Origin of the sequence: Mycetocola zhadangensis (genome assembly GCF_003668565.1) — a bacterium.
GTDB classification, from domain to species: domain Bacteria; phylum Actinomycetota; class Actinomycetes; order Actinomycetales; family Microbacteriaceae; genus Mycetocola_A; species Mycetocola_A zhadangensis.
The window spans coordinates 236,594-261,366 of the sequence record NZ_RCWJ01000002.1 but is presented as its reverse complement, the minus strand read 5'-3'; the positions used below and the strand labels follow the sequence as shown (position 1 = coordinate 261,366).

General features: G+C 63.1%; 26 protein-coding genes and 1 pseudogene. 10 read left to right on the top strand and 17 right to left on the bottom strand.

The features are described 5' to 3' along the window. The first annotated feature begins 90 nt into the window (after positions 1–90). Positions 91–1,029 (top strand): prenyltransferase/squalene oxidase repeat-containing protein, encoded by a 939-nt coding sequence (locus tag D9V28_RS07740; RefSeq protein ID WP_121659159.1) that lies wholly within the window; start codon positions 91–93, stop codon positions 1,027–1,029. Between the two features lie 83 nt (positions 1,030–1,112). Here the strand turns inward: D9V28_RS07740 and D9V28_RS07735 are convergent. From D9V28_RS07735 to D9V28_RS07725, 3 genes and pseudogenes are all read right to left on the bottom strand, one after another. Beyond that, positions 1,113–1,436 (bottom strand): annotated as a pseudogene (locus tag D9V28_RS07735) (DUF3427 domain-containing protein); the annotation flags it as partial. Positions 1,437–1,532: 96 nt separating this feature from the next. Then, entirely contained in the window at positions 1,533–2,036 is a 504-nt protein-coding gene (locus D9V28_RS07730) for a hypothetical protein (protein WP_147440940.1), read from the bottom strand. Between the two features lie 196 nt (positions 2,037–2,232). Continuing rightward, positions 2,233–3,228 (bottom strand): HNH endonuclease, encoded by a 996-nt coding sequence (locus tag D9V28_RS07725; RefSeq protein ID WP_121659156.1) that lies wholly within the window; start codon positions 3,226–3,228, stop codon positions 2,233–2,235. A 377-nt stretch (positions 3,229–3,605) separates the two neighbouring features. On the opposite strand from D9V28_RS07725, the gene D9V28_RS07720 reads away from it, so the two are divergent. Beyond that, positions 3,606–4,547, top strand: a complete 942-nt coding sequence (locus tag D9V28_RS07720; RefSeq protein WP_121659687.1) for a NaeI family type II restriction endonuclease — start codon at positions 3,606–3,608, stop codon at positions 4,545–4,547. A gap of 14 nt (positions 4,548–4,561) precedes the next feature. Here the strand turns inward: D9V28_RS07720 and D9V28_RS07715 are convergent, their stop codons facing one another. The 3 genes from D9V28_RS07715 to D9V28_RS07705 all read right to left on the bottom strand — a co-directional run bounded on the left by D9V28_RS07715 (position 4,562) and on the right by D9V28_RS07705 (position 7,390). Continuing rightward, on the bottom strand, positions 4,562–5,548 hold the full coding sequence (locus tag D9V28_RS07715) for a DNA cytosine methyltransferase (RefSeq protein ID WP_121659155.1): 987 nt from the start codon (positions 5,546–5,548) through the stop codon (positions 4,562–4,564). Between the two features lie 137 nt (positions 5,549–5,685). After that, entirely contained in the window at positions 5,686–6,225 is a 540-nt protein-coding gene (locus tag D9V28_RS07710) for a HEPN domain-containing protein (RefSeq protein ID WP_183086463.1), read from the bottom strand. Position 6,226: 1 nt separating this feature from the next. Beyond that, positions 6,227–7,390 (bottom strand): DUF262 domain-containing protein, encoded by a 1,164-nt coding sequence (locus D9V28_RS07705; RefSeq protein WP_121659154.1) that lies wholly within the window; start codon positions 7,388–7,390, stop codon positions 6,227–6,229. 335 nt (positions 7,391–7,725) lie between these two features. On the opposite strand from D9V28_RS07705, the gene D9V28_RS16080 reads away from it, so the two are divergent. From D9V28_RS16080 to D9V28_RS07695, 3 genes are all read left to right on the top strand, one after another. Next, a complete protein-coding gene (locus D9V28_RS16080) occupies positions 7,726–7,884 on the top strand; it encodes a hypothetical protein (RefSeq protein WP_183086462.1) in 159 nt (52 codons plus the stop codon). A gap of 121 nt (positions 7,885–8,005) precedes the next feature. Continuing rightward, positions 8,006–8,218: a hypothetical protein gene (locus D9V28_RS07700; RefSeq protein ID WP_121659153.1), complete on the top strand. Its 213-nt coding sequence runs from the start codon at positions 8,006–8,008 to the stop codon at positions 8,216–8,218. A gap of 143 nt (positions 8,219–8,361) precedes the next feature. Further along, positions 8,362–8,808, top strand: coding sequence for a hypothetical protein (locus D9V28_RS07695; RefSeq protein WP_121659152.1), 447 nt, complete (start codon positions 8,362–8,364; stop codon positions 8,806–8,808). Positions 8,809–8,813: 5 nt separating this feature from the next. Here D9V28_RS07695 and D9V28_RS07690 read toward each other — a convergent pair whose 3' ends face one another. The 5 genes from D9V28_RS07690 to D9V28_RS07670 form a co-directional block, all read right to left on the bottom strand. Next, the gene (locus D9V28_RS07690; protein ID WP_121659151.1) at positions 8,814–9,821 is read right to left on the bottom strand and encodes an isopenicillin N synthase family dioxygenase; all 1,008 of its coding nucleotides are present in this window, start codon (positions 9,819–9,821) and stop codon (positions 8,814–8,816) included. 136 nt (positions 9,822–9,957) lie between these two features. Then, positions 9,958–10,932 (bottom strand): NAD(P)-dependent alcohol dehydrogenase, encoded by a 975-nt coding sequence (locus D9V28_RS07685; RefSeq protein WP_121659150.1) that lies wholly within the window; start codon positions 10,930–10,932, stop codon positions 9,958–9,960. Positions 10,933–10,934: 2 nt separating this feature from the next. Further along, positions 10,935–11,177, bottom strand: coding sequence for a helix-turn-helix transcriptional regulator (locus tag D9V28_RS07680; protein ID WP_121659149.1), 243 nt, complete (start codon positions 11,175–11,177; stop codon positions 10,935–10,937). Then, a complete protein-coding gene (locus D9V28_RS07675; RefSeq protein ID WP_121659686.1) occupies positions 11,171–11,599 on the bottom strand; it encodes a hypothetical protein in 429 nt (142 codons plus the stop codon). The genes D9V28_RS07680 and D9V28_RS07675 overlap by 7 nt, the downstream gene beginning before the upstream one ends. Before the next feature lie 87 nt (positions 11,600–11,686). After that, positions 11,687–12,943 carry an MFS transporter gene (locus D9V28_RS07670; RefSeq protein WP_229727901.1) on the bottom strand — a complete coding sequence of 419 codons (1,257 nt, stop codon included), beginning with the start codon at positions 12,941–12,943 and terminating at the stop codon, positions 11,687–11,689. 123 nt (positions 12,944–13,066) lie between these two features. Here D9V28_RS07670 and D9V28_RS07665 point away from each other — a divergent pair, with 123 nt between their 5' ends. Both D9V28_RS07665 and D9V28_RS07660 read left to right on the top strand, forming a co-directional pair. Beyond that, positions 13,067–13,984 carry an NADP-dependent oxidoreductase gene (locus D9V28_RS07665; RefSeq protein ID WP_121659147.1) on the top strand — a complete coding sequence of 306 codons (918 nt, stop codon included), beginning with the start codon at positions 13,067–13,069 and terminating at the stop codon, positions 13,982–13,984. Positions 13,985–14,130: 146 nt separating this feature from the next. Further along, positions 14,131–15,234, top strand: coding sequence for a hypothetical protein (locus D9V28_RS07660; RefSeq protein ID WP_229727902.1), 1,104 nt, complete (start codon positions 14,131–14,133; stop codon positions 15,232–15,234). A gap of 155 nt (positions 15,235–15,389) precedes the next feature. Here D9V28_RS07660 and D9V28_RS07655 read toward each other — a convergent pair whose 3' ends face one another. The 6 genes from D9V28_RS07655 to D9V28_RS07630 all read right to left on the bottom strand — a co-directional run bounded on the left by D9V28_RS07655 (position 15,390) and on the right by D9V28_RS07630 (position 21,654). Continuing rightward, complete coding sequence (locus tag D9V28_RS07655; protein ID WP_121659146.1) at positions 15,390–16,865, bottom strand: flotillin family protein; 1,476 nt, start codon at positions 16,863–16,865, stop codon at positions 15,390–15,392. Between the two features lie 149 nt (positions 16,866–17,014). Further along, complete coding sequence (locus D9V28_RS07650) at positions 17,015–17,341, bottom strand: nuclear transport factor 2 family protein (RefSeq protein ID WP_121659145.1); 327 nt, start codon at positions 17,339–17,341, stop codon at positions 17,015–17,017. Between the two features lie 309 nt (positions 17,342–17,650). Then, on the bottom strand, positions 17,651–18,751 hold the full coding sequence (locus D9V28_RS07645; protein ID WP_229727904.1) for a DNA alkylation repair protein: 1,101 nt from the start codon (positions 18,749–18,751) through the stop codon (positions 17,651–17,653). Positions 18,752–18,782: 31 nt separating this feature from the next. Beyond that, positions 18,783–19,544: an SDR family NAD(P)-dependent oxidoreductase gene (locus D9V28_RS07640; RefSeq protein ID WP_121659143.1), complete on the bottom strand. Its 762-nt coding sequence runs from the start codon at positions 19,542–19,544 to the stop codon at positions 18,783–18,785. 104 nt (positions 19,545–19,648) lie between these two features. Further along, complete coding sequence (locus D9V28_RS07635; RefSeq protein WP_121659142.1) at positions 19,649–20,470, bottom strand: nuclease-related domain-containing protein; 822 nt, start codon at positions 20,468–20,470, stop codon at positions 19,649–19,651. 260 nt (positions 20,471–20,730) lie between these two features. Further along, positions 20,731–21,654 carry a J domain-containing protein gene (locus tag D9V28_RS07630; RefSeq protein ID WP_121659141.1) on the bottom strand — a complete coding sequence of 308 codons (924 nt, stop codon included), beginning with the start codon at positions 21,652–21,654 and terminating at the stop codon, positions 20,731–20,733. Positions 21,655–21,780: 126 nt separating this feature from the next. Between D9V28_RS07630 and D9V28_RS07625 the strand changes: the two genes are divergently transcribed. The 3 genes from D9V28_RS07625 to D9V28_RS07615 all read left to right on the top strand — a co-directional run bounded on the left by D9V28_RS07625 (position 21,781) and on the right by D9V28_RS07615 (position 24,644). Continuing rightward, positions 21,781–22,458: a response regulator transcription factor gene (locus tag D9V28_RS07625; RefSeq protein ID WP_121659140.1), complete on the top strand. Its 678-nt coding sequence runs from the start codon at positions 21,781–21,783 to the stop codon at positions 22,456–22,458. After that, a complete protein-coding gene (locus D9V28_RS07620; protein ID WP_147440939.1) occupies positions 22,451–23,974 on the top strand; it encodes a sensor histidine kinase in 1,524 nt (507 codons plus the stop codon). Before D9V28_RS07625 ends, D9V28_RS07620 begins: the two co-directional genes overlap by 8 nt. A gap of 76 nt (positions 23,975–24,050) precedes the next feature. Then, entirely contained in the window at positions 24,051–24,644 is a 594-nt protein-coding gene (locus D9V28_RS07615) for a PepSY domain-containing protein (protein WP_220700470.1), read from the top strand. Positions 24,645–24,773: the final 129 nt, after the last annotated feature.

Here is a 24,773-nt window from a genome sequence, read left to right as displayed (position 1 = left end):
TCAGCGGGTCGGCGTGTACGGAAGCCTTGTGTGCGGCCACGCTCAGGTCGCCCCTTTCACCTGCCGAAACAGCGCCCTAGGATTCCGGTCATGACCGTCACGGACTGGCTGCTCGACTCCGATCCCTCGATCCGCTGGCAGGTGATGCGCGACCTGCTCCACGAGCCGGCCGAGGTGGTTGCCGCCGAGCGAGCGAAGGTCGCAACCGAGGGATGGGGGGCGCAACTCCTCGCCCTACAAACGCCAGATGGGCTGTGGGACGGCGGCGTTTATGACCCAGCCGAGCAGCGCGACCCGGACGCTCCCGGACAGCCGTGGACTGCCACGCACCACACACTCGTCCTCCTCCGCGAGCTGGGCCTCGATCCGGCGAGCGCCGAAGCCCGCACCGCGATCACCCTCGTTCGCGAGCAGGTCAAATGGGATCACGCCGGCGAGAACTACTTTGACGGCGAGATCGAACCATGCGTCAACGGAATGGTCGTCGCGCTCGGCAACTACTTCGGCGAAAATGTGCGGTCTCTGGTCGACCGGCTCCTCGGTGAACAACTCGACGACGGAGGTTGGAACTGCGAGGCTGAGCGCGGCTCCACCCGCTCGTCATTCCACACCACGATCTGCGTCCTCGACGGGCTATTGCAGCACGAACAGACGCACGGGCCATCCGCCGACGTTACTGCGGCGAGACGGCGAGCGGAGGAATATCTCCTCGAACGACGGATGCTCCGCCGCCTGTCGACAGGACAAATCGCGGATCCCGATTTCGCCCGCTTCTCCTTCCCCACCCGCTGGTTTTACGACGTCCTGAGGGGTCTCGACTACTTCCGGCGGACGGGCGACGCGCCGGACCTGCGTCTCGCCGAGGCGATCGACCTGGTCGAGAGCAAGCGTGGACCCGACGACCGGTGGCTACTCGAGCTGTCACACCCCGGCAGGGTGCATTTCGAGCTGGAGAAGGAGGCCGGGCCGAGCCGCTGGGTCACGCTGCGGGCGCTGAGAATCCGGGATTGGATCGGCGGCTCCCGCTAGCACCATCTACCCGTCGCGTGGCACACCTTCGCGCTCACGTCGGCCTACGAGTCATGTCTCCAATTACTGCCAAGCTGCCGGAACTAGTCAGTCAAGTCGGTGTGAAAGTAATCGAACAGTGCGGCCTCGATGGGCTTTTCGAAGCTCAGGAGCATCCGAACTACCGGGACAACGCTCCCCTTTTCGCCGCTCATCGTTGTCTGCATGGCCTCGCTTGAGCGTGCCCTGCCGAGGGAGTAGAAGCCCGTGCGCTCGGCGTCATTCTTCTTCACGAAGACATGCAGACCGACCGAGTTCTCCACTATGGATCGCACCTCTGCACTCTCGAGCGTGCGCTTGCTCCGCGTGTACCAGCTGAACGTGCGAGTGTCGATCAACTCGTCCTCATAGGCGGTGGTCGCCGATACTTCGTCAGACTTTCAAGGCCGCAATTGATTGCGCCCACGGGTCTCACGCTCAATTCTTGAGCGTGATTCGTTCTCCAAACCGATGAGGCGGAGTGCCTAATGAAAGGTCAACGGGCCTGACTCTAACGTCGGCCAGAGCGTTTGGGTAGCGAACACCCAGATGGTGACTGCTGTCCACAGGGGGGAAGCCACGGCAACAAACCAGTTTGTGATGCGTCCTTGCATAAGCCAATCACCGGCGTGACCACCCACAACGAATGCGATCGCTCTGCCAGCAGCCTCTCGCCCGCTGCGACCACCGAGTCCCCACACGTCAACGGCTAGCCACAACGCCAGAACCATGATGCCGACGTAAGCAGTGGTCGCGATGACCCAAGACAACAACTCGACAACTTCTTGCATCGACTTAGATGTCTGAGCCTGCATTTGCAAACCAACGATCGCGCCGGTGAACGACGAAATACAGAACAACGCGGCACCACGGACGACCTTCCCCAACCAAGCGACTCGCGCCAGCAGGTGGCTCTTGCTGGCCAAGGGCACCAGCGGCGGAACGATGGCAAGAATCGAAAGACTCGTCGCCACTCGGGAGAGCGCCACGCCGCCCAACGTAGGCAGTACCCAGGGCGCCGGATGCAGTACGGCAAAGCAAATCACTACGACGATGACAAGGTTGACGACGACGCTCTCGACGGTCGGAAGGTCAGGAACATGGAATTCAGGCTTTTTCCTCGGTGGAGGGGATGCTGCAGACGCATATCTCGAGTTTGATGCCGGAGGCTTGCCTTCCGGCTGGCTACGCAACCTCACGCCCCAGACTTATCTTTCGATGCCACGATAAATACCTTTCGCCTGGCGCCAGCTCACGAGCCCGGATTCGCAACGATCGGACGAGGCCCTCCTGACCGAAATTTCTCTCAATGGCAGCATCGCCAGCGATCGCTTTTTTCAATTCCCTTGTCACCACAACTGAGAGGTCTGGCAAGACTGTGATCAAGAAAGCGTCGAATGCCGCATCATGCGTAGGACAAGCCGCAAGCCCGTTCAAGGGATCGATCCGCTCTGAGCCGATACTGTTTTTCCAGGGCTTTATGTGGCTAGCGACCAGCATCCGCGCGGAGGGCAGGCCCATTGCTTTGAAGCTGAGCCCGCAAAAGACACACGCGAAACCGGCGTTCGACAGAACCTTCCGCGCAAATTGCTGCTGGCCCACACGTGCGCTGCCCAACATCGCCCGTTCGGTTTCCACGGTATCCACGCCGGGATTCAGGTTCATCCAGTCGCGTATCTCATCCTCAATCGAGTCCCTCAACTCATCGGTTGAAATGCGATCGGCCTCCACAACTGCGTGCAAAGGCGTGTCTGGAAGATCAAGGAAGTCTGGCAACTGATTCTCATCGATACCGACGAGGCGCGCCGCGTCGATGACAGTCGCATAGAGATGACCAAAATGAAACAGATCGTTCGTCAGGGCTACCCACAGCGCGCGCTCGTGTCGGGCGGAATTCGGCCGACGTCCGTCCAAATTGGCGAGCTTAGCCGCGAGGCTGGCAGGAGTCCGCTTCACCAAGCTCGCAAGTTTCAGTGCGACCGGGTCCCGTTCGCTGATGTTGATGTTCCCGCGTTTACTTCGATGCCCGATCAGACCAAGTCCGAAGCACAACAGCGTTTCGATTGGTGCGAAATCGACCTGGCGGGCACCGGCGGGAACAGAAGATCGTTGGAGCACCTCCCGCCACTGAGCCTCCGCCGCAGAACGGGAAAGCTGCAAGTAATCTCGCAATTCAAGCATCAGTCGAAAACGCTCACACGATCGTGGAGACCGTCGGCATGGAGCATAGGCACTCTTGATACTTCAGGAGCTGAGTCGGCATGGGAATACCGGCGCTTGCGCAATTCGTCTGACATCTTCCCCTGTTTCGTCGTCATTCATGACGCTACCGATTGAGCAGACGCAACAGCAGCCCCAGTGTGCGGGATGTAGATGCAACCGCTGAGCGCGCTCACGCTCGAATCGGCCGAGTGGAAGGTTCTCCGGTTGTGAAAAGTGAGTCGCGTAGTGAGGCCGCGACAACGACCATCCATGCCATGGCAGCGATCGACCGGCGTAGTAGGCGCCTGCTTCCCCAAGCTGCGACCGCCAGGTCTACAGTTCCCTATTCTGATCTCATGACCTTATTCGACTACCCGGGCGCCCCCGAGAACGACCACGCCCTCACCGCAGTAGTCGCGGAAATGAAGCGACTGGACCCAGACGGCACTCGGGCCGCCAAGGTATTTCGTCGAACCTTCGACCAGCTTTATGACGGGCAAAGAACGGGTCGATTCAAGGTGGATCAACTCTTCAAAACAGAGAAGACCCACTTCGGAACTCTGATAGAAATCAACCTCCAACGAGAGTTCGAGTTTGTCGACGGGGACGTGCTCGATTTTCGGATCGCGGGTCACGAGGTTGACTGCAAGTATTCCCATACGGGCGCGTGGATGCTGCCGCCTGAAAGCTTCGAGCAGCTGATCCTCGTGGCCCAAGCGGACGACCTCCAGTCGCAATGGAGCCTGGGTGTAGTCCGGGCGACGCTTGCCAACCGGAGACTAAGCGAGAATCGCGACAAGAAGACCGGCCTCAACTCGGTGGGCCGTAGCAACGTCACCTGGTTGCATCGTAACGCGCCGATGCAACCGAATGTTTTGGCTCAGCTGTCACCAGCCGACGTCAAGCGCATATTTGCTTCCTCAAGCGGGCAACAGCGGATCAACGAACTTTTTCGCGTTGCGATTAACCGTCGCCTGTCGCGCTCTATCATCGCGACAGTGGCGCAACAAGATGACTTCATGAAGAGAGTCCGCGCCAATGGGGGTGCGCGCGAGAAACTGCAACCGGAGGGCTACCTAGTGCTAGGAGGGGACTACGCGGCGCAAGTGGCTGTCGCGCGGGCCCTGAATATCACAATCCCGGAACCAGGTGAACTCGTTAGCGTTCGAGTTGTCCCGGCTACGCGTGATGACCGCAACTCTGTGATGCTTGATGGCGCCTGGTGGAGAGCTGCCCTGCCCTCGGAACTAATCGAGGTGCCCGCCCCAACGCTTACGATGTTGAGCAACAAAGCCTAAGTTCGTTAACTCGACTACCCAGCCGCGCGAAGAATGGCCGGTTCCGTAGCCGCCTGTTTCGAGCCGAGCGCAGCGGCTATAGCAGCTCCGACTCCGCAAGCCACCGGAGGGGGGAATGCGTTTCCGATTTGGCGATATACCGAAGTCTTACGACCCTCAAATTGCCAGTCGGGCTCGAATCCCTGGATTCTGGCGACCATCGGGTTTGTGAGGCGTGGGATATGCGTCTCCGGCATGTCGACTGTTGGAGCTTCGTCCACGATGCCCTTACCATCGACACCGAGAGCGAGCCATGCGGCTTTCGCACGAGTCGGCCCTAGATCTGCACCGCCATGCTTCTTCGATCCACCAACAACTGTTGGAGCGATCCCATTGGCGTTTTGCGCCCACCGCTCGGTTCCACTCCAACCGTTCGCCCCCATTAGCGGTTTGAGCACGTCGCCAACAGTCGACATTGCGGTCACGGGGCGCGGCCATTCAAACTTTTTCATTTTGGAACGCTTGAGTGCGACCAAGATGAACCGCGGTCTCAACTGCGGCACGCCGAACTCGGACGAGAACAGAAGCTGCCAGCTCGACTCATAACCCAGGTGCTCAAGCTCATCAAGGATCTGGGCGCGATACGGCGCAAAGCGCGCCGAGGCGAGCCCCTTCACATTCTCGAGCATTACGGCTTTGGGCTTCGCCTCTCGAACCAATCGGAGAGCCTCAGGAAACAGATCCCTCTCGTCGTCCGCACCCAGTTGTTTACCAGCCAAGCTGAACGGAGGGCACGGTACACCACCGGCCAAAAGATCTATGCCACGATAATCCGTGCCATTGAGGTTGCGAACGTCGTCGGTTACAACGTTCCATTTCGGGCGGTTCCGTCGAAGAGTCTGCGCGGCGTCCACGTCGATCTCAAGGGCCAGCTCATGCCCGAATCCGGCCAACTCCAAACCGGATGATTGGCCGCCAGCGCCAGCGCAAATCTCGATCGCGGAAAGTTGATTTGAGCTCATATGAACAGCCTACGTTGCGCCACCGACAAGGCGGGGCGGTGGGCCGGAGTATCAACACACTTATGCCACTCCCAAGCTGAAGCTCCGCCGCTCTCAACGAGATAGCCAGGCACCAACCTCGAGTTCTTGCCGCGGGATCACGTTTTTAGCGACCCCGCCGGAAAGACTGTCGATACAGCTGGCGGCGAAAGCAGTTCACTTGTCATCCAAACGTAGACGGCTTCGCACAGCTTTCTATACCTCTCTGGGTCAAGCTTCTGACCGCCCGTGACCGCGCCGTGCGCGATCGCATTCCGCACAGACGAAAGGTCATTGAGACTATCTCGCAGCGGCTTGGTTAAGAATTCCTCAAAACGAGCGGCATGGTCTTCGCCGAACCTACCCATCAGTTTGACAAAAGCCTCCGAGTTCAAGTTCGGAGCCTTCGAAAAAAACGACCTGGCGAACTCGAGTCCGGGACCGCCAGCCTTGGTCTCCAAGTATTGGGTAACGCATTCGTGAACGAGCTTCTCTAAGAAACCCGCGCAACGCAGGCATAGATAGCGTCGTAGGTCGTCTTGCAGTTTGAGCTGGTTGGTTGGGATGAATGAAATAGCAGCGTGGTATCTGTCGAATTCGGATTGAAGCCGGGACCATAGTGCGAAAGCGTCCTTGTGCGCGATAGTGGTCGCGGACACTTTAGACCTTCAACGATTCGTAGGCGGTACGCAGCCTCCCGAACACGCTGTCACGGTGAGACGTGCTGCGCGACACCCAGTCCACGTACTGTGGGTCATTCCTCAACGCCGCGACCGCCGTCTTGACTTGCGTGGCGGTGACTGCGTTGCCATTCAAATGGGCGGAGATCAGCGCACCTAACAACGCATCGATGTGAGCCGCGTTGAGACGCCCAGCGAATTTGAGTCCATCGCGACCGCCAGCATCGACCAGAAGTCGACAACTAGCGCCGAAGGCCTCGGCTACATTGGGGGCCAAACTAGCTAGATCACCATGAGTCTCAAGGAAATGGTTCAGGAACTGCGCCATCGGCGGCTTGTACGCCGTCAATCGCAGGTCGTCATCCTCCCACCGCTCCGCTACTTTTCCAATCACGTCAGACATAGAAAGGGCGCGCAGTATTAGCTCGTGGTCCTTCAACTTCTTGTGGGGCGCCCCGAAGAGGTGCCGCCATGATGGGTCGTGGTTCAAATCGCGGATGAACTCGACTAAAGGGCCACGATAAAGCGCCACTCGAATCTCCTGCGCCGTAAGTGAAACTCCTCCACTGTTGAGTCGGCCGAATAAGCGGTAAACCGCATCCCGTCCATCCTCGCCAGCAGGCTCGATTACCACGGCCTGGATGAACGTGTTATTTAAGCGCCGTTGGCTTTCCTTGGAGAGAGTGGCGTAAGTCGCATTTTGAAGATGCTCAGCGACTTCGGTAAGAACGAAAGGACGCCCGTCCAGATGAGTGCCGCTGTAAAAATTCTGCAAAGTGGTGAGCCGCTGTTGCCCATCCAAGACGAGATAACGTCCATCGGGCTCGACGACCAGGAAGATACTCGGAACTGGCCAGCCCAAAAGGAGGGATTCGATAAATTTCTCCATGCGCGGCGCCGTCCATACACGCTGGCGTTGGAAACCTTCAATTGTCAGATCTTCGGACTCGTCCGGGTCAAAACGGGGAACAAGGATGTCCTCGTCTTCAAGACGCCGGACAAGGCCTGCAACGTCAAAGTCTGCCCCGAAATACGGCAAACTGGACGCTGCCGTCTCGAATAGACCTAGATCGTCGGCTTCAGTCTCATCGTCGACAGCCGAATCCGTCGCGTCGTCAGAGTTCAAGAACTCACCACTGCTCATTTATCTCCTTTGATGATTCAAGTGCTGACCCAAATATCCCGCATTGACGATGATCAACCTGCATAAGAATAGGTCCATTCGATAGGAGGCGGGCACACTGGGCCGCATCATCGGCCATCTCGCCGTGTTGGTGGCTGAAAACCACGGAGGGCTAAGGCGCCGACATGGCGGTTCGGTTGCGCGGCGTGATCACCCTGTCCAACTGGTCGACTTGCTCCCCACGGAATTGCTCAGCGCACTAACGCCGCCCCATCTCCATTCAAGGGCCGCCGACAGGGTTCGCGATCGACTCGAGTTGAACAGAACTCGAGATTGAGCGCGGACACGGCGCAGAGGTGACCTTCCTCGACGGCAGCGACACCGCGGCACAGGTGCTCGCACTTACTGACGGTTACGGCGCAGACGCCGTGTTCGACGGGGCATCCGCCTTTGTGCGGGCCTTCCGCGCCTGCCTCCGTCGTGCGGGAGCGACAGCCGATGGCGCGGGACGCTAAGCGTTTATTGACGCCGACCCGGCGAGTTGCCAAGCTTGTAGCCTCCCGACCGGAGGCTTCCGTGAACCTCATCCTCGACTTCCTATAGGTCCTCATAACCCTGGCCGCCGTCGTCCTCATCGTGGTCGTCATCATTCTCGTGCCGTTGACGGTGCGGAACCGCTCCGAAGCCAAACCCAGTGCGCCGCCGCACCCGCCGGGTGTGGATGGAGCACAGCCGGAGGCTGGAACACCGGCCGAACGTCTGCATGAATTAGGGATCCGCCGCGCCTCGCGTGAGATCACCCTCGAAGAGTATGCCGCCGCTCGGGAAGACATCCTGGGAGACCTCTGACCGCTCGAGTAAACCGCCTACATACGCTCGTCGCGTCCCCGTCGCACCCGCCTGCCACCGTGTTCGAAGTGGGATGGAGGCACACCGCCGTAGGGAGTACTGTGCGACCCATCGGGCAGACTGTCCGAGTTTGGGGCAACACAATGTTCAAAAAATCACTAGCGCGAGCCGGCGCCACGGGCATCGCACTCGGCACGCTTTTAGCGGTCGGCGCGGTCGCACCGGCCGAGGCAGCACCGGTGCGCACGTCGGTTGACGTCGTCGTTCACACCGTCTTCGGTTCAGAGGTGAGCTCGTTCGAAGGGAATATCCCCGGGTGCGAGACCGGCACCGTGACCGAGGGTCGAAGCACGACGCACTTCACATCGTGGGGAGGGGTCTACACAGGAGTGAAGGAGTTCACCTGCGCTGGCGGGGAGGGTGGGGTCGACGTACACCTCTCCGCGGTATTCGGCGAATTTGGGTCTCGAGGAAAGTGGACCGTCCTCGACGGACGGGGCTTCCTCGACGGAGTGAAAGCGTCCGGGTCTCTCATCGGCACGAGCACCGAGAACGGTATCGACGACCGTTACATCGGCTCGGCTCGGTAGCACCCCTACGTCAACAGATCACTGTGGTGGATCTCCGCCACGTTGGGGTGAGCGCGCAACCGGTAGCGCAGCGCGTTGTCTCCGTACGTGTCGAGGATCGGGCTGTTGGTCGGGTCGACCGACAGCCCTCGAGCCGCAGCGGCAAGCTCCGGGCTCAGTTCCAGCCGCGGCATCACCGTGTCGAGGGCCGGGTTGAAGAAGAACGGTACAGAGATGCGGTCCGAACCGACCGGCGGTGAGAACACCCGGTGCAACGTCGCCTTCAGGTAACCGCCAGTGGCGAGCTCAAGCATCTCGCCGATGTTGACGACAAACGCGCCCGGAATGGAGGGTGCATCGATCCACTCGCCTTCGTGTTCGACCTGCAGACCCTCCTTGCCCGGCTCGACCAGAAGCAAGGTAAGCACCCCACCGTCCCGATGAGCACCAACGCCCTGCTTGCGCTCGGTGTCAGACTCACCCGGGTATCGCACGATCTTGGTGAGAGAGAACGGCTTCTCAGCGAAGGCCTCGTCGAAGGAGTCCTCGGGGGCTCCGAGCGCCAGCGCCCAGGCGCGGAGCAGCCGGAGCGAGACGCGGCTGAGCTCGTCGTTCCAGCGCTCCGCGGTCTCCTGCAGTTCCGGCAGGAACTCGGGCCAGTGGTTTGGACCCTCCAGCCGCCAATAGTCGGCCGTCCCCTCGGCTTGCTTCACGGCATCCCGTTCGGGTCCAATGTCAATCTGCTCACGCCAGTCGACGTCGCCGTGAGTGAGCTCACCACCGACCCGGGTGTACCCGCGGAACTGCGGGCTGTGCACGTTCTCGAGCTTCAGCTTCTCCTCGGTCGGCAGAGCGAAGAACCGACGCGACACATCGAGCAGGTCGTCGATCAGCTGCCGGTCGACACCGTGCCCGACGAGGTAGAAGAATCCCACCTCGTGTGTCGCGCGAAGCAAATCGACGCGGAACGCAGCTGCCTCGTCGGCACCAGCGTCCAGTCGGGAGAAGTCGAGAATCGGAAGCGTTGAGATCATGGCCTCAATGGTTTCACGGGCCTCTCGGCTAGCCTCCCATGTGACGAACCGATAGTCACCACACGGTACTCAGCCTGATCACCGTCATATTACGTCGACATCGGAATAGGAATCACGCCCGGAGAATGCGCGGCTCTCAGACCGTGACGACAACCTTGCCGACCGGACGACCATCGTGCAGGTACTCGACTGCCTTGCCGGCCTGCTCAAGCGGAAACGTTCGATCGACGGGCGGCACAACATTGCCCGCCCCGATCAGGTCGCGCAGCGCTTCGAGTGTGGGCAGGTCTTCGCCAGACATCAGCCCTCGAAGTTTCTGGCTTCCGAAGAGTGAAACGAGTGGTGCCCGAAGCGACCGACCGAATCCGCCGAGCAGCGGACCGCCACCCTCTCCGCCGACGATCACCAGCGTGCCGCGCTTCGTCAACACCCGGCGCAACCGGCCCAGCGACGTGTGCCCTGCCGTGTCGATGATCAGGTCGTACCGGTCACTCCCCGCCGCGAAGTCCTCGCGGCTCCGGTCGATCACCCGTGTTGCGCCCAGGGACGAGACGAACTCAACCTTGTTTGTGCTGCACACCCCGGTCACGGTCGCACCCATCGCCACCGCGATCTGCACGGCGAACGAACCAACTCCACCGCCAGCTCCGAGTACGAGCACTTTCTGACCAGCCTTCAAACCCCCGGCATCACGCACACCGTGCATCGCCGTACATCCAGACACCGACGCCGCCGCGGCCTGCTCGAACGAGATGTTCGAGGGCTTCTGCGTGAGCCGAGTCTCGGGAGTTTGCGTAAATTCGGCATAGCTGCCCTTCAGGGTCGTGCCGAACACCTCGTCACCGACGACGAACCGCGTCACGCCCGCGCCGACCCGCGAAACGGTGCCGGCAACATCCCGCCCCGGAATTCTCTGCTTCGGCGCACGCAACCCAAAGCCGAACAGCCGCAACAGGTACGGTTTGCCTGCCATCGTGTGCCAGACGCCAGCGTCAACGCCAGCGGCCTTCACCCGAACCACGACGTCGTGATCACCCACCTCGGGCGCTTGAACGTTCTCAATGCGGAACACATCGCGCTCCCCATATTTGTGTTGCACGACAGCCTTCATGATCACTCCTCAGTGATGACGGGCGCCGAATAAGAGAAGACATCGTCGAGCGGCACCCTGAAAACACCGGCGATTTCGAATGCCATCTCAAGCGACGGCGAATAGCGACCCTGCTCAATGGCGATGATCGTCTGTCGGGTGACCCCGATGCGGTCGGCCAGTTCGGCCTGTGTCATCTCACCATGAAGAAATCTCAGCCGGCGGATGTCGTTCGTCACCCGCGTCGCAGCCTTCGACCTCACCATGTCGGCAGCCCTCGACGGTAGGCGATGACGCGGGCGATCGAGCCCAAAAACGCCGACAGCACGAACGCGAGGTAGATCACGTTCGCGATCCAGAAGTACGGCGCCTCGAGCATCGCAAGGATCAGCGCCGCAACACCGCCGATGATCACAAAGGACTGCCCGATCGAGTCACCGAAGCGGGTGATCTCGCGGTCACGCTGGTCTTTCCTGCCCGCATCCTTCGGCGAGAAAATCCCGAGAACGATGTTCAGCAGCATCCCGGCGACAATCCCGCCACCGATCGTCCACAGCATCGCGGTCACCCACGCGGTTTCCATCAGTGAAACGGATGCCGCCTGTGCGGCCACGATGACCAGATACGTCGCGTAGCCAGCCAGCGATACGACCAGCATGACCCATGCGCTTTTCTCTTCGGATGACATCCGCTGCTCCTCGATCATGTAAAGAAAACCTTACATTCTTCAATGTAAAGAAACTTTGACTTGGTGTCAAGGAAAAGTTACCTGGCGTCAGGCGGTGCGAGCTCGAGAGGTGGGAACAGCGACCACGGTCACCGCGATCACCACAATGGCAACGAGCACTCCGGCCGACGCCGCGAGCCCCGGGTAGCCGAGAAGGGCGAGCGCCGGTCCGGCCGCTGCGCCGCCGAGCGCCCCGGCAAGGTTCATCACGAGGTCGCTGCGCGCCTGAATGATCGGTCGCGCCGATCCCGTGACGAGGTCACCAAGCAGAGCGGATGCCGACACCGTCGACGCGCTCCAGCCGAGGCCGAGGAAGATGAGGCCAACCGTCACCCAGGTCATGGACTGCTCACCGAACGCGACAATTACGAGAGAGACCGCGAACAGGGCCTGCCCGGTGAGGATGATCCGATACCGGCCGTAGCGGTCGCTGAGCCAGCCGAACACGGGGGAGAGGGCGAACATGCCGGCGATGTGCAGGCTCAGCGTCAGCCCGACCCCGGCGAGGGAGGTGCCGTGGTGCACGAGGTGCACCGGCGTCATCGACATGACCGCGATCATGGTGGCGTGGCTGAGCCCGAGGATCCCGATGGTGATGATCACGAGCGAGCGGTTGCGCTGGGCGTCTGCGTCTTCACTCACCGTGTTGTTCACACCGACCGCCGCTTCCGCCGGGGCGGCGATCGACTGGCTGACCAGGTACGGGTCAGGCCGAAGTGCGAACGCATAAACGCAGACGGCCGCGAGTTGGGCCGCGATCGCGACCACGAAGGATCCGGTGAGGGGTGGCATCCGTAACCAGGTCGCTATCACCTCGCCTGGACCGAACAGGTTAGGCCCGACCACCGAACCGATCGTGGCCGACCAGACCACAATCGAGAGGTCACGACCACGGTGGCGCGGATCGGCGACATCGGTCGCTGCAAAGCGGGACTGCAGCCCAACGGCCGCACCGGAGCCGAGCATCGCGAAACCGACGAGCAGCAGCGGGAAGACGTCGATGGCGGCCGCGAAGACTGTGACGATGGCGCCGAGCAGGGCGATACTCGTGCCGAGGGCGAGCGAGACGCGGCGGCCATACCGGCGGGTGAGCCTGCCGAGCGGGATCGCGACAGCGGCAGCACCGAGCGTGCTCATGGTCGCCGCCGACCCGGCCCACGCCTCTGACCCGCTCACCTCCGCGGCGAGCACCGAGCCAATCGAGAGCGTCGCACCGATGCCGAGCCCGCCGAGGATCTGGCCAGCGACGAGCACGCGCATTGTGCGCTGCTGAAGGGCAACAAGGTCAAGAGTGGTGGAAGTCACCGCACCATTCTGGCTGCCACCTTCCCTCGGCGCGAGCGAAATATTGTCAGCCATGGGAACAATACGGACATCCGTCGGGTAGACCTGAGGTAACGCTCGATCACCGCTCAGAAAGCAGGACTCATGCCTCGATTTCTTTCGTACTCCGAGTTTGGTGGGCCTGAGGTCCTGACGCTTCTTTCGGTCGACAAGCCGACCGCTGGCCCAGGCGAGATTCTGGTGCGGGTTCGCGCCATCGGTCTCAACCCGGTCGACGTCAAGATCTTTCGCGGACCGGCCGCGGAAACCTACGGCGCAAAACCACCGACCGGCGTCGCGAATGACTTTTCGGGTGTGGTTGAGCAGGTCGGCGAGGGCGTCACCCGCTTCGCCGTCGGTGACGAGGTTCTCGGTGGCGCACGCAACCTCGCGATGGCCGACTTTCTGGTCACCACCGAGAACGCCACTCTCGTTCATAAACCCACGAACCTCAGTTTCGAGCAGGCCGCAGCGCTTCCCGTCGTCGGGCGCACCGCGTGGGCGACTGTCGAGTCGCTTTCGTTGACGGATGCTGACACGGTCCTGGTCAGCGCCGCCGCCGGTGGCGTCGGTGGGCTCGCCGTTCAACTCGCGAAGCGCACAGGGGCGACGGTCGTCGGTACAGCGAGCGAGTCCAACCACGACTACGTACGCTCACTCGGTGCGATCCCCGTTGCATACGGCGACGGTCTCGTGGAGCGGCTACGGGATGCCGCACCTCGGGGCTACACCGCCGCCCTCGACAACCACGGACCAGACTCGATCGACGCGGCACTCGAGCTCGGCATCCCGATCGAGCGAATCAACACGATCGCCGTCCGCGGGCCCGCCGACCGCGGAGCGGCGCACGTCGGTGGGGCGCAGGCGACCAACGACGACCTCACCCTTGTAGCCGACCTGCTCGCGAAAGGCGAACTGGAACTCCCGATCAGCGGCATTTACCCCCTCGAGCGTGCAGCAGAGGCCTACGAGGAGCTCGAACGCGGCCACGTGCGCGGCAAACTCATCGTCGTTCCCAACTGAATCTTCCCTCGGGTTCGCAATTCAGGAACTCCGACGTATTTCGAACAACATGGCGCCGAAATCGTCCCGATTCGCCCCGGACTGACTGAATTGCGAACGTGATCGCCGCGCGCCGGCGACCACCGGCGTTTCGATAGCGTGGATGGGTGAGCATTTCTTCCCTCAGACCCGGTCTGGCTTTCGACCCGACCCCGCTGACCGAACCGGTCGACGCACGACGAGTTCACGAGCACCACCAGGCGCACAAAGCGAGCCGCCCGCGCACCGCTGGTGACGTGATCGTGTGGGTCGTTATGGCCCTTCTGGTCCCGTTCGGTCTCATTCCGGTCGTCATGCTGTTCACCGACCTGGCCCGCCTTCCTGCGGGTCCGGTGATCGTCCCGGTTGTGTTCGGCGGCATGATCGCGGCAACCGTGCTCATCATTTCTCGAGTGCGTCGCCAAGTGCGGCGTGACCGGGAAATTCGCTACCGACTCGACCGCTTCGCTGCCGCGAACTCCATGACCTACCAGTCCCGGGTCGCCAATCCTTCGCTTCCGGGAATGATTTTCTCGATCGGTGGTGATCGCATCACCACCGACGCCCTTCGCACGGTGACGTCACCGCACGTCGAGTACGGCCACCACCAGTACGTGGTGCGCCGCGGAAAGCGATCGACGACCTTCCGCTGGGGATACATCGCGATCGAACTCGGCACAGCGCTCCCGCACATCGTGCTCGACGCCGTCGCCAACAACTCCATTCTCGGCACGAACCTGCCGACCTCGTTTGGGGCCCAACAGCGACTCTCGCTCGAGGGCGATTTCGATCGATACTTCGAGCTGTATTGCCCCGAGGGATACGAACGCGACGCTCTCTACCTCTTCTCCCCAGACATCATGGCGCGGTTCGCCGACACCGCCGCCCTCTTCGACGTCGAGATCGTGGACAACACCCTCTTCCTCTACACCGGGCCGGGCATCTCGACCGTCAACCCCGAGATGTGGGCCTGGCTCTTCGGCACGGTTTCGGCGCTGCAGAGCAAGGTCGACCAGTGGACACGCTGGCGCGACGAGAGATTGCTCGAACCTTCCGCCGTTCCGGCCGACACCCCCGTGGCTACATCGGTGGGGACACCACCGCCCTCGCGTCCGCCCGGTGTTGCCATGAAAGGCCGTCGGTTGCGTCGGGGTCGCGGCAACGTCTGGATTATCTTCGGCTTCCTGACCCTCGTCGCGCTGGGCTGGTTCCTACCTCTTCTCGCCGTCTGAGCCGCCCGCGCTCGGGAATACAGAACTACAGAGCGGATGCCACGGCGCACTACATGAGGAACCCCCGGCTCCCACGGAAAAAGGCCCCGGGAAAGGACGGAATGTACTGCTTCTGTCCTTCTCCGGGGCCGATCTCCGTGTACGGAGGGCTTGAGCTACTCGGCGGCGACTGGCTCGCCCTGGTGTGCCGGTGCTGCTTCGGTTTCGTTCGCTGAACCGTCGGCGTGCACACTGGTGCGCGTTCCGTAGGTCGGCGCCTTCGCGACAGCGTGTCCGCTCGCCGCGCCGCCCGCGAATCCGCTGAGCAGGCTCGCCAGGTCGATGCCGGTCGAATCCTTGAGCAGCTGGGTGACCTCGGTGACGTTTCCGACGACCTGCTTCGACAGGTGCGATGCTCCGTCGGTCGAGATGACCGTGAGGTTGTCGATGGCACCGTACGGCGCCGCCAGCTGCTTGGCGATCTCCGGGAGAATCTCGATGGCTCGCTGCTGTAGCAGCGCCTCGGACTCGTCGCGAAGCGCGGCAACACGCAGCTCGGTCGCCCGTGCCTCGGCCTCACCCTTCGCGAAAATCGCGGCCGCCTCGGCCTCACCCTCGGCGCGAGTTGCCTCTGCCTCGGCGATACGACGGTCACGGTCTGCCTTAGCCTCGGCCACCACCTGCGCGGCGTGCGCCTCGGCGATCTGGCGAATGCGGTACGACTCAGCATCGGCCGTCTTGCGCACGTCCGCGTTGAGCTGCTGCTCACGCAGTGCCGTCTCGCGCTGCGCCGTGATCTCCCGCTGCTGCAGAATGCCCTGCTGCGCGAAGGCCTCGGCGAGTGGCTTTGCTGCCTCGGCTTCGGCGAGCGCCTTGTCGGTCTCACTCTTGATCGACGCGTTCTTCAGCGACAGTTCACGGTTCGCGTCGGCGATCGCCTCGGCTGCCTCAATGCGGGCCTGCTCCGATGCTCGAGCAGAAACCGACTCGGCAATCTCGGCGGCCTGGCGCACGCGCGCCTGCTCCGGGCGCCCAAGGTCGGTGATGTAACCCTTGTCGTCGGCGATTTCCTTGATCTGGAACGTGTCGACGTCGAGCCCCTGGTTGAGCAACGAGGTGCGTGCCGCCTCGATGACCTGCTCGGCGAGCCCGGCCCGGTCGCGAATGATCTCCTCAACCGTGAGGTTACCGATCGACGAACGCAGCGAACCAGACAGCACCTCCTGGGTGAACGGTTCGATGTGCTGGTCCTGCCCGAGGAACCGCTGGGCGGCCGAACGAATCGCGGAGTCACTGTCGCCAACCTTCACAACGGCGACGGCCTCGATCCGGATCGTCACTCCGTTGCGGGTCTGCGCAACCACCTGGATGCCGATCGCGCGGGAGCGCAGCGACATCGAGAACTGCTTCTGCAGGAACGGGATGACGAAAACACCACCACCCTGCACCACCTTCTGGCCGGTCAGATCGGTGATCGTGCGCCCGTCCGCGCCAACCGACTTCCGTGCACGACGCCCGGTGACGATGATCGCCTCGTCGGGCTGTGCGATTTTGTAGCGACCCTGAATGAACATGATGATGATGATCAGCAGGATGACACCCGCCACCACCGCCACGATGATCGGGCTCAGAACAATTCCTAGCAATTCCATGACACTCCTCGTCGGCCGGTGGTCGGCGCCCCCAGCCTAGTGGCGCGGCATTTCACGTCGATAGACACCAGTCACAGGGGTCACACCGAGCCGGGCGGCGAGACATCGGGCGCAGGTCGGCAATCGGCTTGTGCCATCTGGTGGAGTTCTCAGGCGGTGATGGCCATATCGGTCACGAGGTCGTTGGCGACCGTGAAGCTGAAGTGGCTCTGCCCATTGAACCCGCGGCCGCCCACCATGGCCGTCACCGTGGCGTGTTCACGCGTAGTGATCTCAGCGGTGACATCGAGGGTGACGCCGACTCCAATGAACTCCGAGTCCGACCATGCGCGGATGGCGTCACGGCCTGTGAAGACGCGACCCCAGTCGTTGACCGCCCCGGTCTCGGCGAACGTATCCAGGAAGGCGTCGGTGTTCCCGGCGTTCGCCGCCGCGATCAGTCGGGCCACCGGTTCCGGCAGGGTGCTTGACGTCATCGTCGCTCCTTCTCTTCCGGTCACCGTAGTCCCCATGGGCTCGCCAGCGAAAGAGGACAACCGAGAAGCGCAACCCCCAATTTTCAAGTTTGCAGCCGCTGCACTTGCCGGGTTATCGTGAATCCCGGACCACACCCGGGGGGATGTGCAGTTAGCGTCTTCCAGTAGTGCTGGATTCAGGTCTCTTTCGGGGGGAAGAGAGGTGCTGTGCCTCGCGCACGCACCATGCTGGACGAGTGGGCACCTACTGGGGGTAGGTGCCCCCTCTACCCCAAACACCTGAGCGTCATTTGGCCGCGCGGGCACGGGTCAGTCGACGGCGCCCCGCTCAACCAGGAATTCAGCCTGCGGCGAGAGCACGCCATTGGCCTGGACCGCGATGAAGTGCCTGCCCGGGTAGTACACCTTTGTGGTGATCGGCCGGAATGAGTGGGACTTTGAGACGGTCACCGTCTCGCCCGGTGCGAGCGACCGTGACCCGAGCTTGAACGTCTTGGGGCTGACCGATCCGTTCGCCCGGGTGAAGCCGACCGAATAGTCGACAGCGACCACGGCCGCCGTCGACCCGGTGTTGGTCACGTCGGCGGTGAACTCGACAGTGCCTCCCCACTCGATGACGTTTTCCGCCAGTTGCGGCTGGGCCACAACGAGCCCGTCCCCACTGAAGCCGAGAAGGGTGAGTGCCCGCTGGTCGCCGCGCTTGACCAGGTTTCGAAGGGCATGGCGGATCACCCACGCCGTATTGCCGTCCGGGTCTTCGGCCCAGCGGGCTGCGGTCGCCGTGACAATCGCCGGATCGATGCGGCTCAGGTCGTTGAGGTGGTTGGCGGTTGAACGCCGAACGTACTCGGCGGAATCCCGGTACGTCGCGTGGAGGATACCCATCGTCGATTCGGGATTCTCGAGCAGCCACGGCACCCTCCTGGCCCACGGCAGGTAGGCGCGTGATCCCTCGGTGGCCAGCCGGCGGACGTGTTCGTTGTCGTGGCTCGTCCAGGAGTGCATGATCGACAGTGCCCGTTCGGGGCGTTCGTTGAGAAGGTCGCGCACCGCGAACTCTGCTGTGAGCTCGACGGTCAACCGGGCGAGTAGCTCCATGGCCGAATCGAAATGCTCGGTCGACCCCGATCGGAGTGCCCGGTGCGTGACCAGTTCGGTCACGGGCCAGATCATCCAGCCGGCAAACAGGGGGTCGCGGAGCAGGTGAGGGACGATTCCCTCCACGGTGTCGAATCCCCCGGGCAGATCCGAAAGCAGGGCGTCGCGCACGACGTCGACCCGGCCGCGCAGCCGCTTGTCTCGCACGGCCGACTGGGCGCTGGTCATCGACGGCAGGTCGAGTCCTGGCGCCGCTGACGAGATCGCGGTGGTCAGTCGTGCCACGACGTCAGGGCTGAGAAGGTCGTCCATTGCACCCATGGTTATCGCTCCAAAACGTACATCAGCTGCGCAGGTGGGAGGCGCCGTTGGCGTCGAGGATCGCTCCGGATGACCACGCGGCCTCCGGCGACGCCAGCCAGAACACGGCGGCGGCGATCTCTTCTGCGGTTCCGACCCGACCGAACGGGCTCTGCGCCCGAAGGGCGTCGCCGTCGGGTCCGCTAAGTTTCTCGAGTTGCCTCTGGGTTGCGACAAAACCGGGCGCGACGGAGGTAACCGAGATGCCGTGTGGCGCCAGCGCAACGGCCAGTGACTGGCCGAGGGCGTGCAGTCCGGCTTTGCTTGCCGCGTAGGCGGGAAACTCGGGCTCGCCACGAAAGGCACCGCGGGAGCCGATGTTCACGATGGCCCCCGGGGCTTTCCGCTCGATCAAATGGGTGGCGACGGCCCAGGCCAGGTTCGCCGCTCCGAGGAGATTAACGTCGACCATCTCGCGGAACGCCGCCGTCCACTCGGCGTAGGTCGACTCGCCGATCACGTGCCGGTTGGCGGGGGCAGGAGCTACCGCCGCGTTGCAAACGAGAACATCGAGCGAACCGAGCTGCTCGATCGCCGACGCCACAACGGTCGCCGCACCGTCGGGGTGTCCGAGATTCCCGCTGACGAGAACGTGTCCCGTGCCATCCAGCGAGCGAATCGTGGCCTCTGCACCTTCCCGGTTGGACGCGTAGTGAATGGCAACCCGATCGCCAGCTTCGGCGAAGCGTTGCGCGACCGCCGCTCCGATTCCGCCTGAGGCACCGGTGACGAGGACAGTCCTCATTCGGCGACGGCCTTCGAATCGACAGTCCAGAAGAACACAGTCGAGAAAAACACGGGGTCTCCTTAGTCACGGGCGGACGGCGGAGCCGCACGTGCCTTCCCACGCTAGGGCATCAGCGAGTAGACCACCTCGGTGTACATCTGCAGCGCGAGCGGGAGCCCGCCGAGAAGCGCTGCGCCGATGCCGACGACCCCAGCTCCGGCCCAGAGTTTGCGGCGGGTGCGGGCAGTACGCACCTCCGCGTCGAGCCGGTGAAACTCGGCACCGAGGTCGCTCCGGGTGGGCGTTCCCGTTCCCCAGACATCGGGATCGTCGAGCAGGGCGGTCAGGGCCGACACTGTCGCCTCGTCCAGCACCGACGGCCGTTTCTCGAGCCACCTGCGCAGCTGTCGAGAAGTGAGTACCGTCACCCTGTCCGGTTTCTGCCTAATTGTGATCTGCCTTGGGGCGACGATGACGACGAGGGGCTGAACGTCGATGCCAAGTGGCATCCGTTTAGTGATCAGGGTGCTGACCCGGGTGGCCTCGTATTCCGCGTTGCGCAGATAAGGCACTTTGCGTCCGTTCACCATCACGGCCCGTCGCCCCACCCAGATGTTTTTGCCCAGGTGGTGTTTGGTGTTGACCGTGAAGACGCCGCCCGGACCGATCACGATGTGGTCGATGTCTGAGCCCCTGGTGCCGATCGGCACAGCGTGAAGCACGGTCCAGCCGGCAGGAAGGTCGGCCAACTCGCGCCCGACGGCGATCTCGCCTTCGGCTCCGATGTACCAGGGTCTGCTTTCGGTACCGAGTGGAGAGCGCCCGAGAAAACGGGCGATCGGCGTTCGCGGCGGCACGAATTCCTGCTGGCGGAGGAACTCGGCGATCACCTCCTGCCCCGCTGTTCGGCTTCGCATCGGCGTGATCGTGGTGAGTTCGGGCACGGCCCGACACTAGGGGCAGGGGTGCACCTGGAGCAGTCCCCAGTACGGGCCGAGCGCCATCGTCCAGCCCGATCGCGCCGAGTGGCACCGCGTGACCGAATTGCGAGCCATCACCAGCCGAAGGAGCACCATGACCAACGTCCCCACCGTCCCTTTTGTCTGGGTTCAGCAGGCGCTGAACGCCGAGCTGCTGTCCGACCTCTCTGCGGCAAACCTTGAGCGGCAGGCTTTTTTAGCAGACAGCTCGCGTTCGCAGCGCGCTATTCAACGAAGCGGATGCCATTTTGCAGCTTCGTTCGGACGTCGAACAGTTCGTTTCCACCCGCCCGGTCCATTCCGGGAAGCCCGTTGCGCAGAAGCCCTGGCAGGTACGACGAGCGGACGGCCAGATTCGCGGCTCCACGGCTTGAGCCCAGTTCGACAACGGAATCCTCCAGTGCGTCGTCGGGCAGCACCAGCACAAGTGCCGTGAAGCGGACCCGAAGCGCCCGGGAGAGGATCTTGGCGCGCGCCGCGAGCTCGTGCATCGGGCGGTCACCGGCGACGGCCTCACCGATGAGTTCGCCTCGTTTGACCTTCACCGGACCACCGAAGTCCTCAGACAGCAACGCGAACAGCCCGGTCGGGCCGAGCACAACGTGGTCGACCTTCTCGTCTGGCGCCCCCGTGGCCACATCGTGCCAGGCGGTGAAACCGAGCCCGAGGTCGGCCAGTTGGCGGGCCGTTGCCTCTTCGGCGAGCGCGTCCGCCAGCAGGTGCCGAAGTTCGCGCGGCGCTGTGCGCACGAGCGCCGGGTCGTACGGGTCTGCGTCAACCCCGCGACCTGTCCACTCACGCATGAGCCGCAGGTAGCGTTCACGCCGCCACCCACCGGGGTGGCCGTATGAACGAGCCCGCGGGCGGGAATCGGGTTGCGGCCTCGAGGCCGACGCCGCCCAGGTGGGATGCTCCTCCGACGCCGGCGCGCCTGTTGACCTGCCACGGTCGTACGCGGCACGGTCAGCCGCCGTTCCGACACGCTCCCAGGCCATCTGAACCGCCGTGAACCGAGCGGCGCTTCCGCCGGTGTCCGGGTGGGTCTCGCGCATCAGCTTGCGGTATGCGCGACGCAGCTCGTCCTGGTCGGCCGTCGGACTGACGCCGAGAACTTCGTAAGGCGTCGCCGAAATCGGGCTGTCTGGCATCCGCTCGCTTTCGGGTCGGGAAATCTGCAGACTCACGATACCGAGGAAATCTGGGAGCACGCTTCAGCGGCACTTCAGCAGCGCTTCAGGCCGGCTCGGGCAGAATGGCTCACGGAGGTGGTCGGAATGCGGATTCTCGTTGTCGAAGACGAAAAGCGGCTCGCCGACGGCCTGCGCCGCGGGCTCGAGGCCGAGGGGTTCGCCGTGGATATCGCGCCGACCGGAACAGATGGACTCTGGCTGGCTCGCGAAAACACCTACTCGGTGATTTTGCTCGACATCATGCTCCCGGGCATGAGCGGGTACCGCGTTTGCGAGACGCTGCGCGCCGAGAAGAACTGGACGCCCATTCTGATGCTCACCGCCAAGGACGGCGAATGGGACCAGGTCGAGGCCCTCGACACCGGCGCAGACGACTACCTGACCAAGCCGTTCTCGTTCTCGATCCTGCTGGCCCGGGTGCGTGCGCTGATGCGCCGCGGTGCCGCGGAGCGCCCCGTGGTGCTCGAAGCCGGCGATATCCGGGTGGATCCTGCCGCTCGAAAGGTGTGGCGGCAGAACACCCCGATCGACCTGACCAGTCGTGAATTCGCTGTACTCGAATACCTCATCCGCAACCTCGGCACGGTGGTGTCCAAGCGCGATGTGCTCGACAACGTCTGGGACTTCGACTTCGAGGGTGACCCGAACATCGTCGAGGTGTACGTGCGTCATCTTCGCAACAAGCTCGACCGTCCGTTCGGCCGGGAGGCCATCGAGACGCTCCGCGGTGCCGGGTATCGGCTGGCGGCGAACGGTGGCTGACGCCGGGTCTCGCCGCCGCATCTCCCTGCGCACCCGCATCGTGCTCGCGGCCACCGCTGTTGTGGCGATCGCCCTCCTTCTCGGCGCGGCCGGTTTCGTGGTGCTGCTGCAGAATTCGCTCCGCGAAAGCGTGAAAGCGAGCGCTGAACAAAGCCTCTCTGACCTCGAAAATCGGGTCGAGGCATCCGGTCTGGATTCAATTCGAACGGATGCCACGGGGCCACAAGCGACGGACCGTGGCGACGACGAGAGCGACGAAAACGACGAAAACGACAGTGGTGATGGCGGCAACAGTGACGGTGATGACGGTGGCGGCAGCGGTGACGGAGACAGCAGCGACGACGACCCGCTGACCCAGAGCACCGAGGACTTCCTCGAGAGCTTCGAGGACGACGAAGCGTTCTTCCAGGTGATCGACGACTCGGGCACCGTCGTCGCCTCGAGTGAGAACGCCCTGGCGATCGGTGCCCTGGCCGCACCGGCGCGGGACGACGCCCGAATGACCTCCCTGCAGGGACAGTCAGCCGAGTTTCTCACCGTGTCTGCCGAGGCGGACGGGTTCACGATTCTCGCCGGCCGCAGTGTCGAGGACATTGACGAGACCACGTCCACTGTGACGCGACTCCTGGCCATCGCGCTGCCCGTGCTCCTCGCTTTTGTGGCCCTGACCACGTGGTTCGTCGTCGGTCGTTCGCTTCGACCTGTCGAACGGATGCGCCGCGAGGTCGACGACGTCACCTCAGCCAACCTGCACCAACGAATTGCCGACCCCGGCTCGCGCGACGAAATCGGACGTCTCGCCACAACGATGAACCGGATGCTTGACCGGCTCGATGCGGCTCAGACGACCCAGAGACGCTTCATTTCGGATGCCTCGCACGAGCTGAAATCGCCTCTCGCGTCGATGAGACAGTACGCCGAGGTCGCCAGGGCGCACCCGGATCGAGTGAGTACGAACGAACTCTCCGACGTTGTCCTCGACGAGGGTGCCCGGCTGGAGCGACTGGTGCAGGGAATGCTCGTGCTGGCCAAAGCCGACGAGCGAACCCTCGCGCCCAATCGCACGGCTGTCGATCTCGATGACCTCGTCCTCGCCGAGGCTCGTCGACTTCGCGACACAACGGCGCTCCGCGTGGACGTCTCGGCCGTCGGTCCCGGCAGGGTGCGTGGCGACATCGCGCTGCTTGGGCAGGCCATGCGCAACCTTGCAGACAACGCCGTTCGGCACGCAGCTGGTGAGGTGCGATTCGAGCTCGCTGAGTCGGACGGGCAGGTGCTCCTCGTCGTGTCGGACGACGGCGCCGGCATACCCGAGCACGACCGAGAGCGGATCTTCGACAGATTCGTTCGGCTTGACGAGGCCCGTGCCCGCGATGCGGGTGGCAGCGGGCTGGGGCTGTCGATTGTGCGGGAGATTGCCGTGGCCCACGGCGGTTCTGTGCGTGCAAGCGCAACCGCGCAGGGGAGTGCGCGATTCGAACTGCGCCTGCCAGCAGCATCCGACTCGCTCTCCTGAAAAATCGTGCAGGAAGCTTCAGGAGCGCTTCAGCACCTCCCGTGCACAGTGGAACAAACGCCACAAGGAGGCTCTCGTGAAGAAGAAGACAGTAGTGATCGGGTCCGTACTCGCCGCGGTGCTCGTGCTCGGAGGAACAGGGGTCGCCGTCGCGGTGACCGATCCGTTCGACAACGACGACACCCTCACCGGGTCGACACTGGAGAAGGCCTCGCAGGCAGCGCTCGACGAGGTCGGCGAAGGAAAGGTCACCGACTCGGAAGCAGACGACGGCGGATACGAGGTCGAGGTCACCCTCGACAACGGCCGCGAGGTCGACGTTCGGCTAGATGAGGCGTTCGCCGTGCTCGCTGTCGACCGGGACGACAACTCGGGTGACGACGGTTCGGGAAACTCCAACGGTTCGAGTGGATCGGACGGGCAGCGGGCCGACGACTCGGACGACGTACCGCTCACCGACGAGGAACGCTCGGGCGCTGAGGCGGCCGCTCTCGCCGCTGTCGCCGGAACAGTGACGGACATCGACCGCAGCGACGATGTCGACCACGCTTTCGAGGTCGAGGTCACCCGTGACGACGGCACGCAGGCAGATGTCGAACTCGACGAGTCGTTCGGCGTCGTGCGGATCGACGAAGACGGCGTGAACGACGACGCCGCCGTTCAGAAGTAGGCTCGCGCTCCTTTCGCGAGAAAACGGGTCGGGCGCTGAGCGCTCGGCCCGTTCTGCGTGGGGCCGCCCCGATGCACCGCACCGCATGCCACCCACCGCACCGCATCGCATCGCATCGCATCGCATCGC

What these genes read in the sequence shown, in the direction of transcription:
- D9V28_RS07740 (WP_121659159.1), top strand. Translation starts at nt 91, where the DNA reads ATGACCGTCACGGACTGGCTGCTCGACTCCGATCCCTCGATCCGCTGG.
- D9V28_RS07725 (WP_121659156.1), bottom strand. Translation starts at nt 3,228, where the DNA reads ATGCTTGAATTGCGAGATTACTTGCAGCTTTCCCGTTCTGCGGCGGAG.
- D9V28_RS07720 (WP_121659687.1), top strand. Translation starts at nt 3,606, where the DNA reads ATGACCTTATTCGACTACCCGGGCGCCCCCGAGAACGACCACGCCCTC.
- D9V28_RS07715 (WP_121659155.1), bottom strand. Translation starts at nt 5,548, where the DNA reads ATGAGCTCAAATCAACTTTCCGCGATCGAGATTTGCGCTGGCGCTGGC.
- D9V28_RS07705 (WP_121659154.1), bottom strand. Translation starts at nt 7,390, where the DNA reads ATGAGCAGTGGTGAGTTCTTGAACTCTGACGACGCGACGGATTCGGCT.
- D9V28_RS07695 (WP_121659152.1), top strand. Translation starts at nt 8,362, where the DNA reads ATGTTCAAAAAATCACTAGCGCGAGCCGGCGCCACGGGCATCGCACTC.
- D9V28_RS07690 (WP_121659151.1), bottom strand. Translation starts at nt 9,821, where the DNA reads ATGATCTCAACGCTTCCGATTCTCGACTTCTCCCGACTGGACGCTGGT.
- D9V28_RS07685 (WP_121659150.1), bottom strand. Translation starts at nt 10,932, where the DNA reads ATGAAGGCTGTCGTGCAACACAAATATGGGGAGCGCGATGTGTTCCGC.
- D9V28_RS07680 (WP_121659149.1), bottom strand. Translation starts at nt 11,177, where the DNA reads ATGGTGAGGTCGAAGGCTGCGACGCGGGTGACGAACGACATCCGCCGG.
- D9V28_RS07675 (WP_121659686.1), bottom strand. Translation starts at nt 11,599, where the DNA reads ATGTCATCCGAAGAGAAAAGCGCATGGGTCATGCTGGTCGTATCGCTG.
- D9V28_RS07665 (WP_121659147.1), top strand. Translation starts at nt 13,067, where the DNA reads ATGCCTCGATTTCTTTCGTACTCCGAGTTTGGTGGGCCTGAGGTCCTG.
- D9V28_RS07655 (WP_121659146.1), bottom strand. Translation starts at nt 16,865, where the DNA reads ATGGAATTGCTAGGAATTGTTCTGAGCCCGATCATCGTGGCGGTGGTG.
- D9V28_RS07650 (WP_121659145.1), bottom strand. Translation starts at nt 17,341, where the DNA reads ATGACGTCAAGCACCCTGCCGGAACCGGTGGCCCGACTGATCGCGGCG.
- D9V28_RS07645 (WP_229727904.1), bottom strand. Translation starts at nt 18,751, where the DNA reads ATGGACGACCTTCTCAGCCCTGACGTCGTGGCACGACTGACCACCGCG.
- D9V28_RS07640 (WP_121659143.1), bottom strand. Translation starts at nt 19,544, where the DNA reads ATGAGGACTGTCCTCGTCACCGGTGCCTCAGGCGGAATCGGAGCGGCG.
- D9V28_RS07630 (WP_121659141.1), bottom strand. Translation starts at nt 21,654, where the DNA reads ATGCCAGACAGCCCGATTTCGGCGACGCCTTACGAAGTTCTCGGCGTC.
- D9V28_RS07625 (WP_121659140.1), top strand. Translation starts at nt 21,781, where the DNA reads ATGCGGATTCTCGTTGTCGAAGACGAAAAGCGGCTCGCCGACGGCCTG.